Source organism: Erythrobacter sp. SN6-5 (genome assembly GCF_057364945.1).
The window spans coordinates 61,802-73,828 of sequence record NZ_CP200282.1 but is presented as its reverse complement, the minus strand read 5'-3'; the positions used below and the strand labels follow the sequence as shown (position 1 = coordinate 73,828).

Sequence of the window (12,027 nt, the reverse complement as noted above, 5' to 3'; positions counted from 1 at the left end):
TCTCCCAAAAGGTCAAAAAACGGGGTCCCGAAGGACCCCGTAATTCTTCTTGATAGTGTTTCGCGTCTTAGGCGCTGACGGGATCGTCGTCGCCGTCTGCAGCGATCACGATGCCCGCAATGACAGCTGCTGCTGCCAGAATTGCAATAATGATGCCCGAGCCGCCTTCGAGTTCGCTTTCGCCTTCGACTGGAGCAGCCGAACGGTCAAATGCGGCTTCTGCGATAGCCGGGGTTGCTGCGAGCGAAACTGCTGCTGTTGCAGCGGCAAGCGTACGGAATTTCATCAATATTCTCCTGATTGATTTTCTTGAATTCGGAATTCGTTGGTTAATTAGGCGATCAATTTCTTCATGGCAACCCTAATCTGCAATGTAGTGCAGCCAAAATGGTCTTTAAAATCCTTTTCTATCAGAGGTGTAGCGAAACAGTCTGCGACATGATGCATTTTTGACGCACTTTCGAGTGCGAAAAATGCTGCAACTGCTCACTATGCCCCTCTTCAAATAGCACGCGAGCACCGAATCGGTTCTCACTCCTCGTAGCTCAACTCGAACATACCCAGGACCACTTAATACTTTATCCAGAGCAGGGTATCCGTGTGCTTCGAACAATTCACTTTGTGATCAATCAGACAATGGCCCTGTGATGCGCCACGTGCAACCGCGCAGAGGCCGCGTGGGCTTAGCGCGCGACGACTTGCTCGCCGCCAACCCATACTTCGCTGATTTGGGTTGCGCGGATGCCTTCGGGTGAGGCCAGCATCGGATCACGGTCGACCAACAAGAAGTCGGCACGCTCGCCGGGTATCAAGCGTCCAAAGCGCCCATCGGCAAATCCGGCAAAGGCGGCATCCGCGGTAAAAGCTCGTAGAGCTTGCTCTCGGCTCACCGTTTCCTGCGCACGCCATCCCCCAAAGGGCTGACCATCCGCATCCGTGCGGCTGATTGCGACAGCAAGGCCGGCGAAGGCATCAGCAGGTTCCACCGGAGCGTCAGATCCAAAGGCCAGGCGCCCTCCAACATTCAGCACGCTGCGCCAGGCATAGGCACCGCCGAGACGGTCGGGCCCAAGCCGTGCCTCTGCCATTAGGCGGTCAGAGGTTTGGTGTAGAGGTTGCATTGAGGCGATGATCCCGAACTTGCCAAAGGTTGGCAGGTCAGCTGGATCGGCAATCTGGGCATGTTCGATCCGCCAGCGGCGATCGCCAGTGTAGCTTGAGTTGAGCTCCTCAATCGCAGCCAGCACATCGGAGTTTGCCGCATCACCAATCGCATGGACGGCAGGCTGGAAGTTATCGAGCGCTGCACGGCTCATCAAATTACGCAATTGCGCCTGCGACAACAGCGGCAGGCCGCGTGTGCCAGGCTCATCGGCATAGGGTTCTTTCAGCGTTGCCCCGCGCGAGCCCAGAGCGCCATCGAGATAGAGCTTGATCCCGCCCATGCGCAGGCGGTCATCATACAGCCAAGGTGTTGGGCCAGGCCCACCGATCAGCGACATCGTCTCAATATCGCGGGCGTAGGACATGATCCGCATCTTGAGCGTGCCATTGTCGCCTGCGCGCCGATAGGTCTGCCAGTCTTCAATCGAGGTGCCCATGTCGGCCGCAGCGGTCACGCCATTGGCGAAGAGAATTTCCTGCGCTTTGCGCAACGCCAGATCGCGGTCTTCCGGGCGGGGCGGGGGCACCACCGCATTCACCAGACTTTCCGCTGCATCCACGAAGACGCCTGCTGGTTCCTGGCTGCCGGGCTTGCGGATGATCCGCCCGCCGCTGGGTGACTGCGAGGCGGCTGTTACGCTGGCGGCTTCCATCGCCTTTGTATTGGCCCAGCTCGCATGGCCATCCACTCGGCTCAGCCAGACGGGACGATCAGGCACAACTGCATCCAATTCCTCGGCGGTTGGGAACCGGCCCAGGCCCCATTTCTCCTGGTTCCAGCCGCGGCCAAGGATCCATGGCCTTCCAGGATTCTCCGCGGCGAATTCTGCGATCTTTGCCAACGCGTCTTCTAGCGAGGTGGTTTGCGACAGATCAAGCGTCAGCGCGCCAAAGCCAACGCCCATGACGTGCAAGTGTGCATCGATCATCCCGGGCAGCATGACCCGGCCTTCGCCGTCCACGCCAAAGTCGATGTCGCCGGGCCGCTCCTCACCGCGCTCGACCAGATCGGTGATCTTGCCTTCCTCATCAAACACCAGTCCGACGAACCGCTTCAGTTCGCCGTCTTCGCCTATGGTGATGCCATCGACATTATAAACCAACGTGTCAGCCGCAGCAGGACTGGCGCTGAGCGCGAGAATAGCTGTGGCGGCGCCGAGCGCGGCGGTGAGTTTGCGGATCATATCTCTGTCTTAGTCCTTCTTGGTTTGCGGCAGCCGGGTGATGAGCGCGCTGGTGTCGCGGCGCCCGCCTCCTCCCGCTTGCACTTCGGCATAGAATTGATCGACCAGCGCTGTCACGGGTGAAGACAGCCCCAGGCGTTTTGCCTCGTCCAGAGCATAGCCTAAATCCTTGCGCATCCAATCGATGGCAAAGCCGAAGTCGAAACTATCGGCTGCCATGGTGGCCCAGCGATTGTCCATTTGCCAGCTTTGCGCCGCCCCGCCAGAGATCGCTTGATAGGTCTTGTCCATATCAAGGCCAGCGGCCTCGGCCAGCCTTATGGCCTCGGACAGGCCAGCAAGTATACCGGCGATGCACATCTGATTGGCCATCTTGGCTGTCTGCCCAGCACCAACTTCTCCGACATGGACAATGGATTTGGCGTAGCAATCCATGATCGGAGCGGCGCGGGCCAAGGCTTCTTCGCTGCCGCCACACATGATCGCGAGCTGACCGTTTTCTGCGCCAGCCTGTCCGCCCGAAACTGGGGCGTCCACGCAATCCACGTTTTTGGCCGTACAGGCCGCCGCCAGCTGCCGGGCCATATCTGCTGATACGGTCGTGTGATCGACCAGCAAAGCGCCTTCTGCAATCGCGCTCAAGACGCCGGTCTCTCCAAAGGTCACGCTGGCGAGGTCTTCATCATTGCCCACGCAGGTAAAAACGATATCCGCGCTGATCGCCGCCTCTGCAGGTGATGCGGCGAAAGCGACGTCGAGGCCTTCCTTGGCCCAGACACCTTGCCACCTGGCTGCGCGTTCTGGTGAACGGTTGTACGCTCTTACTTTGTGGCCTGCGCGCGCGAGATGCCCGGTCATAGGGCCGCCCATCACACCAAGGCCGATAAAGGCGATTGTCAGGTCCGAATTCACTTGGATTTTGCTCATGGGGCGAGGCAGTAATGGCAATTGCCCTAGCTGCCAATAAAGCAGATCGCGCAATTGGAATTGCCCTTCGCTCTGCAAAGGCTTACTCGCCCCGGCACTATGACAGCACAATCTGCCTCTGCCATCACATCAGCCCCTGCGAATTGCGGCCCTGCTGACCTCACCCTTGATCATGTGCGAGCCGCCGCGGCGCGCATTGATGGCGCGGTGGTCAAAACGCCGATGATGCACTCGATAACTCTGTCGCAGATTACCGGCGCAGAGATTTGGCTGAAATTTGAGAACTTGCAATTCACTGCCGCTTACAAAGAACGTGGCGCCCTCAACGCCTTGCTGCAACTGACCGAAGAACAGCGTACTCGCGGTGTGATCGCGGCGTCTGCGGGAAACCATAGCCAAGGGCTGTCTTATCATGGCACGCGGCTGGGCGTACCGGTGACGATTGTGATGCCTCGCACCACGCCGACAGTTAAAGTGATGCAAACCGAGAGCGTCGGCGGTAATGTCGTGCTCGAAGGCGAGACATTTGACGATGCCAACGCCCATGCGCGTAAGCTGGAACAGGAAATGGGGCTGACGTTTGTGCACCCGTTTGACGATCCGCATGTTGCCGCTGGCCAAGGCACCGTTGCCTTGGAGATGCTGGAACAAAAGTCTGACCTTGATTGCCTGGTCACGCCCATTGGTGGCGGCGGTCTCATCTCTGGTATGTCTACAGTCGCCCGCGCGCTCAATCCGGACATCGAAATGGTTGGAGTTCAAGCAAGCCTGTTTCCCAGCATGTATGCGCGGATCAAGGGCGAAGAGCGGATCTGCGGCGGCGACACTTTGGCTGAGGGGATCGCGGTCAAACAGCCCGGCGAATTCACGAGCAAGGTGATTGCAGATCGAGTCGATGATATCCTGTTGGTTGATGAACCAGCGCTGGAAAAGGCGGTCGCCTTATTATTGCAAATTGAGAAGACCGTTGTCGAAGGCGCGGGCGCGGCTGGCCTTGCCGCGGTCTTGCAGCATCCAGAACGCTTCGCCGGAAAGTCGCTGGGCATGGTTTTGTGCGGCGGCAATATCGACACCCGCCTACTGGCAAATGTTCTTCTGCGCGATCTTGCGCGGCAAGGGCGGCTGGCGCGTCTGCGTGTGACTTTGCAGGATCGCCCAGGCGCTTTGTTCAAGGTCATGCGGCTGTTCGACGCGCACAATGTGAACATCATCGAGATCTATCACCAGCGCATCTTCACCACGCTGCCTGCGAAGGGCTTGATAACTGACATTGAATGCGAGGCACGCGACGCCGATCAACTCAATGCTTTGGTCGCGGCGCTACGCGAGGCGGATTACAAAGTAACCGTGGCGGAGCTTGCTTAAGCCGCTTCTGAGACATTGCTGGCCTCACATGATCGCCCTTCTGCGAACCTGAGGGCGCTGGCGTATCTCGACTGCTTTTCGTTCAGTTACGCGTTAACCTCTGGCGCACAAACTGTATCTGGATCGACGTCAATCCCAATTCTTACCCCACGCAATTGCGCCATTCCTGCGGCGAAATGTGCAAAGTAAGACTTTATTAACGCTGTTTTGTGGTTAAGATACTTTTACTGCGGCGGCCAAACAGGCATAAGAATGTCTTAACGCCCAATCCCCTGATTCACCCTTTGCAAGAGGACGCAAGGCAAACTCGTGACGGCCCCGATCCGCTTTCCTCGTTTCTTTGTTACCAGCCCTGCGCCTTGCCCATATTTGCCGGGCAAAAGCGAGCGCAAGGTCTTCACTGAGCTTAAAGGCGGGCATGCGGATCAGTTGAACGAAGCGCTTGGCCGGATTGGTTTTCGTCGCAGCCAAACGGTCGCCTATCGGCCTAGCTGCATTGATTGCCAGGCGTGTGTTTCGGTGCGGGTTGTCTCAGACGAGTTCAAGCCTTCCAGTACGCAAAGGCGGCTGATGAAGCGCAACAAAGATCTCGTTGTTACCGAGTGCCGGCCATGGGCAACCGATGAGCAGTTTGAGCTGCTCGCCAAATATTTGGGCGCGCGCCACCCCGATGGCGGCATGGCGGCAATGGACGAACTCGATTATGCTGACATGGTCGAGCATACGCCGGTCACCAGCTATGTTGTCGAATACCGTGAGCCAAGCCGAAATGGCGAGCCAGGCCGGTTGGTCGGTGCCTGTCTGACTGATCGCCAAGGCGACGGTCTGTCGATGATTTACAGCTTTTATGATCCCGATCATGAAGCCCGCGCGGGGCTTGGCAACTTTATCATTCTCGACCACATAGTGCGCGCTGCGGAGCAAGGGCTTCCCTATGTCTATTTGGGCTACTGGGTCGAAGGATCGCCGCGGATGCAATATAAGGTGCGCTATCGCCCGCTCGAACGGCTGACCCGTGACGGCTGGCAACGTATGTCCGATGAAGAGCAAAGCGAGCTTATTGCTGAGGCCACTGCGCCCAAAGACTCGCTTGACGAGCCGATCAAGGGCGCGCGCGGTAAAGACGGCCAGCCGGTCAAATTTCCAGCGACATAATCCTCTGACATTGCGAGGCATCGGGCTTGCTGCGGCGATGGGCTGCGCTGTGCATGGTCCGTATGCCTATGCGCAGAATGCCTCGCCAGAGGTTGTGCAACCGGCCAAAAATGAACGCGCCATCGAGGGTAATGCCGAGGGTGCAGTGTCCCAAGAAAGCCCAAGCGAAGCGCCAGCACCTGCTGCTCCGCCAGCGCTGCGTTCGCTTGAAGATCTGATCCCGGATAGCGCGGTGGAGAATGCCGAAGGCTGGGCGACGCAAGGCGCGGGGCCAGCCGCAACGGTCTTGGACAACCCTGATCCAGCGAACGATCCCGTGACCGATATTGCGGGTGCGCCGGACCGGGTCGCCGAAGAACTCGAAACGCTGACGATTGCGGTGCCCGAACCGCTTACCCCTGATCCTGAGGCCGAGGCGCTGGCGGAGATTGATGCGCCCGATCTCATCGACCTGCCAGAGCTCGCCCGATTCGACATATCTGACGAATTGGAGTTGGGTTTTCCCGCCGATGCAGAGGGTTTCCCTGAGCGTGCGGCGTTTCTCGCCCGATTTGAAGCACTTTCTACCGTGGAAACTCTGGGCGGCGGCGAGGCCAGTATCGCGCAATTGGCGGCGCGTGCGCGGTCTGATCAAGACCTGCTTCAGCGAACTTTGCGCAATTATGGCTATTACGATGGCCAGGTGATCCGCCAACTGTCCGGCGTTCGACCCGGTGAAGACACCGCCAGCGCTCGGCCGCGTGCTCGCTTCGATATTCTGCCTGGCCCGCGATACTCTTTTGGCGAGATCAATCTCGGCGCTCTTTCCAGCGCGCTCGATTATCTCGATCTGCGCAATGCCTTTGCGATCCAGCCTGGCGACCCGCTGTATGCCGACCGGATTGTTGAGCAGCAGATTGCGCTGGATACGGCGCTGGGCGAAAGCGGCTATCCCTTTGCGGAGATCGAAGAGCCGGAATTGCTGATCGATCACGCCCGGCGCGAGGGCGATTTGACACTGCCGGTTGAGCCAGGCGGCAAATATGTCTTCGGCGAAGTCACCAGTAGCCAGCCGGAGTTCCTGTCTGGCAAGCACCTCTCGCGGATTGCGCGCTTTGATCCGGGTGATATCTATCGGCGCAGTCAGGAATTTGACCTGCGCCGGGCGGTCACAGCGACGGGACTGGTTTCGACGGTCACCGTGACGCCCAGAGAAATCACTCCGCCACGCGGTGATGAGCCGGGCGTAGTCGCACTCGATGTTGGGATTGAGCAGGCCAAGCTGCGCACGATTTCTGGCGCGATTGGCTTTGGCTCTGAGGATGGCCTGAAGGTTGAGGCGGGGTGGGAACACCGCAATCTCTTCCCGCCAGAAGGGGCGCTGACCCTGCGCGGGATCCTCGGCACGCGCGAACGACTGGCCAGCCTCAGCCTCAAGCGAGGCAATTTCCGCGCACGTGACCAAGTCCTTACCCTCGATACTTATGCCAGTGATATTGAAACCGAGGCGGTGGATGCCCGCACGATTGGCCTGCGCGGCACATTTGAGCGGCTTTCCAACCTGCTGTTCCAAAAGCCATTCAGCTGGGCACTGGGCGGCGAGTTGCTGTATTCTGATGAGCGCAACCAAGGGATTGATGGCGCGGAATCCCCGCGTCAGGACTTTGTCATTGGCGCGCTGTTTGGCCGCGCAACCATCGATGCCAGCGATGATCTGCTCGACCCCACAAGCGGATACCGGCTTACCGGTTTCCTTGCGCCTGAGGTTTCGCAATCGCGCGGGGCAACCAGCTTCTATTTCCGCAGCGAAGCGGATGCGACCTACTACCAATCGGTCGGTTCCACTGTAATTGCCAGCCGCGCGAAATTCGCGACCATTCAGGGGGCGGGTGTTGATGCCATTGCGCCTTCAAGGCGGCTCTATGCTGGCGGTGGCGGTTCGGTGCGCGGCTATGGCTTTCAAGCCATCGGTCCGCGCAATCCCGACACCGGAGAAGCCACAGGCGGGCGCTCATTAGTGGAATTTTCGCTCGAAGCGCGGATCGAAACGGGCTTGTTCGACGGTGCACTGGAAGTGGTGCCCTTCGTTGATGCGGGCTCTGTCTCGGTCGACAACACGCCGGATTTCGGCCTGATCCGCGTCGGTGCTGGTGTGGGCGCGCGGTACAAAACCGGGTTCGGCCCGATCCGTGTCGATGTTGGCGTGCCGCTCAATCCCAATGAGTTCGACAGTCCGGTTGTCGTCTATGTCAGCCTGGGGCAGGCGTTCTGATGAGCGACGAAGCCGTGATCGAGACGCAGGCTGACAGCTCACCGGTGAAGCGCAAGCGGCGCTGGGCAAAGCGGCTTGGCTGGGCGTTGGCGATTATCCTCTTGCCGCTGGTGCTGGCTGCCGCGTTTTTGAGCACGCCAATCGGCAAGCGCTTTGTGACCGATCAGATTGCTCAAGTCGCGCCAGCATCAGGGCTGCGCTTTGAGGTTGGGCGGATCGAGGGCGATATTTACGGAAAGGCTACGCTGCACGATGTGACGGTGTTTGATCCGGTGGGAGAATTCCTCGCGATCCCGGAGGTTGATCTCAATTGGAACCCGCTCGCCTGGCTGACCACCGGCATCGACATTCGAGAGCTTAGCGCGCGGCGCGGCACGCTCAGCCGGTTGCCCGAGCTGCTTCCCGGCGACCCAGACGCACCGATCCTGCCAGACTTTGATATTCGCGTTGATGAGCTGACCATCGACAGCCTGACGCTTGCCCCAGGCATTGCCGGTGAGGATGCGCAGCAAGTGAACCTGTCGGCGGAGGCTGACATCCGCTCTGGTCGTGTCTTTGTCGATTTGGAAGGCACTTTGGGCCGCGAAGATCGCATCGCCCTGCTGCTGAACGCCATGCCGGATGGCGACGAGTTCGACATAAAGCTCGACTATGCCGCGCCCGCCGCTGGTGTGATTGCGCAAATGGCGGGGCTTGATCGCGGCTACCGCGCACGCATTGATGGCGAGGGGACATGGGAGAAATGGCTCGGCCATCTGCTGGTGGAGGAGATGGGCGGTGAAGATCCGTCGCGCGTCGCCGGTTTTCAGATCACCAATCGCGCGGGCGAATACAGCCTGTTGGGGCAGGTTTCTCCGCCGATCACCGGCACTGGGATCGCGGCACGGGCATTGGGCGATGCTCTTTCGCTGTCGCTGGTTGGAACGCTGGAAGACAGCACTTTTGACGGAAGGTTTGCTGCGGCTACCCCCGCACTGTTCGCGCGGGGCCAGGGCGCGGTTGATCTGGCTGACAACCGTTTTGATGGCTTTGGGCTGAGCGCTCTGCTGCGCGATCCTGCGCTGCTCGGTTCAGCCGTCTCGCTGCAAAACACCCGGCTTTCCGCAACATTGAACGGCCCATTCCGTGAGTTAGCGGCCGAGCATTCCCTGCAAATCGGCACGCTTATCTCTGGCGAGACTGAGGTCGCCAATATCGTCCAGTCCGGCACGGCGCGCTATGATGGAGCCGGTTGGTCGGTGCCGCTCGATACGACCAGCGGCGGGGTAACGACTGGCATTGCCGCGCTCGACCCGAAGCTGACCAGCGGCATTTTGCGCGGCGGCCTAGATTGGCGAGAGGGACGCCTTACCAGCGATAACCTGCGCCTCGCCTTTGAAACGCTTGGGGCCAATCTCACGCTGCGAGGTGACACGTCGGCGGGGGTTTATGCGTTGGCCGGGCCGGTCAGTGCGCGCGGGTTTGATCTGCCCGATATTGGCAGTGCCAATGCGACCGCAAAAGTCCTGCTGAAACTGGGTGCGAACATCCCCTGGAGCCTGCGAGCGAATTTTGCAGGCGAGCTGTCCAGCATCGCCAATGAGACGGTCGCCAATGTAGCTGGCGGCCCGATAAAACTGCGCGGCGGGCTCTCGGTCGGTGGCAATTCGCCGTTCTCCTTCACCGCGCTGGAGGCGGACAGCGTGAAACTGTCTCTCGCTGCTGATGGACGAGTGGTTGATGGCACGACTAGCCTTGTCGGCTCCGGGCGGCACGCGGACTACGGCGACTTCACGATTGATGGAGCGTTCGGCGGTGATGGCCCGCGCGCGACTTTGGTCTTCGCGGATCCCTTGCCCGCAGCTGGTCTCGCCAATGTCCGCGTCGCGATTGCGCCGAGTGACAATGGCTTTGCGATCGATACCGAGGGGGGTCTCTGCTTGGCCCGTTTAAAGGGGCACTGGGCCTTGCCTTGCCCGGCGATGGTCCGGCGCGGATCGACATCTCAAGCCTCAAAATCTGGCGCACTGATGTGACAGGTGCGCTCGCTTTGGAAGAGCGCGGCCTAAGCGGAAATCTGACGCTCAGTGGCGGCGGCATTGGCGGGACAATCGCGCTGGTGCCAGAGGGGACGGCTCAGGCCTTCGACGCCGATTTGACGGTCCGCGGCGCGCGCTTTGGCGGGGCCACCACTTTGGCTTTGGCCAGCGCCGATATCAACGCGAACGGAGCCTTCACCGAGGGATCCAGCCGCATCAATGCTGACATCTCTGGCTCCGGCCTGGAATATGGCGCGCTGTTCATCGGCCGCTTCGCGGGCAAGGCCGATGTTACCGATGGAACAGGTAAGGCGACCGGGTCGATTGCCGGACGGCGGAGCGATCGCTTTGCGCTGAAGTTTGATGGCGATATCGCGCCGCGTCGCCTCGCGCTCCTGGCGCGGGGTGAGTTTGCAGGCCGCGATATTACGATGCCTCGCCGCGCAGTCCTGACCCGGGCCGAGGGGCAGGAGGGTTGGAGCCTTGCCCCAACGCAGGTCGGGTTTGGCCGCGGCTATGCCATCGTTGAGGGCGCGCTTGGCGGGGCGGAGACCGCCGTGCAGGCGAAACTTGCCGACATGCCGCTCTCGCTGGCCGATCTCGCGATTGCTGATCTTGGCTTTGGCGGTGTCATCTCTGGCCTGATCGATTACCGCCAAACGGGCAGCGCGCCGCCGAACGCCAACGCCAGGGTTGAGATCAAGAACTTCACGCGTTCCGGTCTCGTCCTATCCTCGCGCCCAGTCGATGTGCTTGCGGTGCTGGATCTGACGCCGAGCCGATTGAGCGGCGGCGCGGTGCTGCGCGAAGAGGGGCGGCGGCTTGGCCGGGTCAAGGCGGACATTACTGCGGTGCCGCTGAATGGCGCTTTGATGGAGCGGCTGCGGCGTGGAAAGCTGGCTGCGGATTTCAACTACAACGGCCCGGCTGAGGGAGTTTGGCGCCTGATCGGGATCGAAACGTTTGATCTAACCGGTCCGGTGACGGTTTCCTCAAAGGTGACGGGCACACTTTCTAACCCCGTGTTCAATGGCCGGGTCGCGAGCGACAATCTGCGGGTGCAAAGCGCGCTGTCTGGCACAGATATCGCCAATGTCGCTGTGCGCGGGCAGTTCGCTGGATCGCGCCTACGCCTAGCCCGTTTCGCCGGAACAACTGCGCGCGGCGGCACTGTCAGCGGGAGCGGGTCGGTCAATTTCGCCGGACTGCAATCGGGCCGCCCGCCGCAGATCGATCTGCGCGCGGCGGTGGATGATGCACGCCTGCTCAACGCCAATGGCCTGTCCGCGACATTGACTGGACCCTTGCGGATTATTTCTGATGGCAGCGGGGGAACCATTGCCGGGCGGTTGAGGATCAATCGGGCGAGCTGGGCGCTGGGCGTTGCTGCCGAGGATTTGGCACTGCCCGAGGTGCGCACCAGAGAAGTGAACACGCCGATTGATGCGCGCCCCAGGACCGCTTCTGCATCAACCTGGCGCTATTTGGTGGATGCCAGCACAAACAGCCGGATTTCCGTCGATGGCCTGGGTCTGGACAGCGAATGGGGCGCGGACATCGCACTACGCGGCACGACCAGCGACCCGCGCATCGGCGGCGAGGCGCGGTTGGTGCGCGGAGCCTACACCTTTGCTCGGCACGCGGTTTGACCTAACGCGCGGGCGCATCGCCTTTGACGTGAACCAGCCGATCAATCCGCGCCTCGACATCGAGGCGGCTACAAGTGCGGATGGCGTCAATGTGACGGTGGCGATCGGCGGCAATTCCGAAAGTCCAGAGATCACCTTTGGCTCTAACCCGCAATTGCCGGAGGAGGAAATCCTCGCTCGCCTGCTGTTCGGCGGTTCGATCACCAGCCTGTCCGCCACCGATGCGCTGCAATTGGGCGCAGCCTTGGCGAGCCTGCGCGGCGGCGGCGGGGTGGATCCGGTTAGCCGCACTGCGCAATGCGATAGGCCTTGAT

9 protein-coding genes are annotated in these 12,027 nt (G+C 60.5%); 6 read left to right on the top strand and 3 right to left on the bottom strand.

Annotation, left to right across the window (positions count from 1 at the left end; translation table 11 throughout):
• Positions 1-67 precede the first annotated feature (67 nt).
• The 3 genes from AC0V6Z_RS00360 to AC0V6Z_RS00350 all read right to left on the bottom strand — a co-directional run bounded on the left by AC0V6Z_RS00360 (position 68) and on the right by AC0V6Z_RS00350 (position 3,275).
• Positions 68-286, bottom strand: a complete 219-nt coding sequence (locus AC0V6Z_RS00360; RefSeq protein WP_472639476.1) for a hypothetical protein — start codon at positions 284-286, stop codon at positions 68-70.
• 397 nt (positions 287-683) lie between these two features.
• Positions 684-2,348 carry an amidohydrolase gene (locus tag AC0V6Z_RS00355; protein WP_472639475.1) on the bottom strand — a complete coding sequence of 555 codons (1,665 nt, stop codon included), beginning with the start codon at positions 2,346-2,348 and terminating at the stop codon, positions 684-686.
• A gap of 9 nt (positions 2,349-2,357) precedes the next feature.
• Positions 2,358-3,275: an NAD(P)-dependent oxidoreductase gene (locus AC0V6Z_RS00350; protein WP_472639474.1), complete on the bottom strand. Its 918-nt coding sequence runs from the start codon at positions 3,273-3,275 to the stop codon at positions 2,358-2,360.
• A 99-nt stretch (positions 3,276-3,374) separates the two neighbouring features.
• On the opposite strand from AC0V6Z_RS00350, the gene AC0V6Z_RS00345 reads away from it, so the two are divergent.
• From AC0V6Z_RS00345 to AC0V6Z_RS00320, 6 genes are all read left to right on the top strand, one after another.
• The gene (locus tag AC0V6Z_RS00345; protein ID WP_472640805.1) at positions 3,375-4,640 is read left to right on the top strand and encodes a threonine ammonia-lyase; all 1,266 of its coding nucleotides are present in this window, start codon (positions 3,375-3,377) and stop codon (positions 4,638-4,640) included.
• 309 nt (positions 4,641-4,949) lie between these two features.
• A complete protein-coding gene (locus tag AC0V6Z_RS00340; RefSeq protein ID WP_472639473.1) occupies positions 4,950-5,795 on the top strand; it encodes an arginyltransferase in 846 nt (281 codons plus the stop codon).
• Between the two features lie 49 nt (positions 5,796-5,844).
• A complete protein-coding gene (locus tag AC0V6Z_RS00335) occupies positions 5,845-8,046 on the top strand; it encodes an autotransporter assembly complex protein TamA (RefSeq protein WP_472639472.1) in 2,202 nt (733 codons plus the stop codon).
• Positions 8,046-10,061 (top strand): AsmA family protein, encoded by a 2,016-nt coding sequence (locus AC0V6Z_RS00330; protein ID WP_472639471.1) that lies wholly within the window; start codon positions 8,046-8,048, stop codon positions 10,059-10,061. The genes AC0V6Z_RS00335 and AC0V6Z_RS00330 overlap by 1 nt, the downstream gene beginning before the upstream one ends.
• A complete protein-coding gene (locus AC0V6Z_RS00325) occupies positions 9,998-11,713 on the top strand; it encodes a translocation/assembly module TamB domain-containing protein (protein WP_472639470.1) in 1,716 nt (571 codons plus the stop codon). The genes AC0V6Z_RS00330 and AC0V6Z_RS00325 overlap by 64 nt, the downstream gene beginning before the upstream one ends.
• A complete protein-coding gene (locus AC0V6Z_RS00320; protein WP_472639469.1) occupies positions 11,694-12,026 on the top strand; it encodes a translocation/assembly module TamB domain-containing protein in 333 nt (110 codons plus the stop codon). The genes AC0V6Z_RS00325 and AC0V6Z_RS00320 overlap by 20 nt, the downstream gene beginning before the upstream one ends.
• Position 12,027 lies beyond the last annotated feature (1 nt).

Excerpts from the sequence above, each read along its gene's own strand:
- AC0V6Z_RS00345 (WP_472640805.1), top strand. The coding sequence starts at position 3,375 with ATGACAGCACAATCTGCCTCTGCCATCACATCAGCCCCTGCGAATTGC.
- AC0V6Z_RS00350 (WP_472639474.1), bottom strand. The coding sequence starts at position 3,275 with ATGAGCAAAATCCAAGTGAATTCGGACCTGACAATCGCCTTTATCGGC.
- AC0V6Z_RS00355 (WP_472639475.1), bottom strand. The coding sequence starts at position 2,348 with ATGATCCGCAAACTCACCGCCGCGCTCGGCGCCGCCACAGCTATTCTC.
- AC0V6Z_RS00360 (WP_472639476.1), bottom strand. The coding sequence starts at position 286 with ATGAAATTCCGTACGCTTGCCGCTGCAACAGCAGCAGTTTCGCTCGCA.
- AC0V6Z_RS00330 (WP_472639471.1), top strand. The coding sequence starts at position 8,046 with ATGAGCGACGAAGCCGTGATCGAGACGCAGGCTGACAGCTCACCGGTG.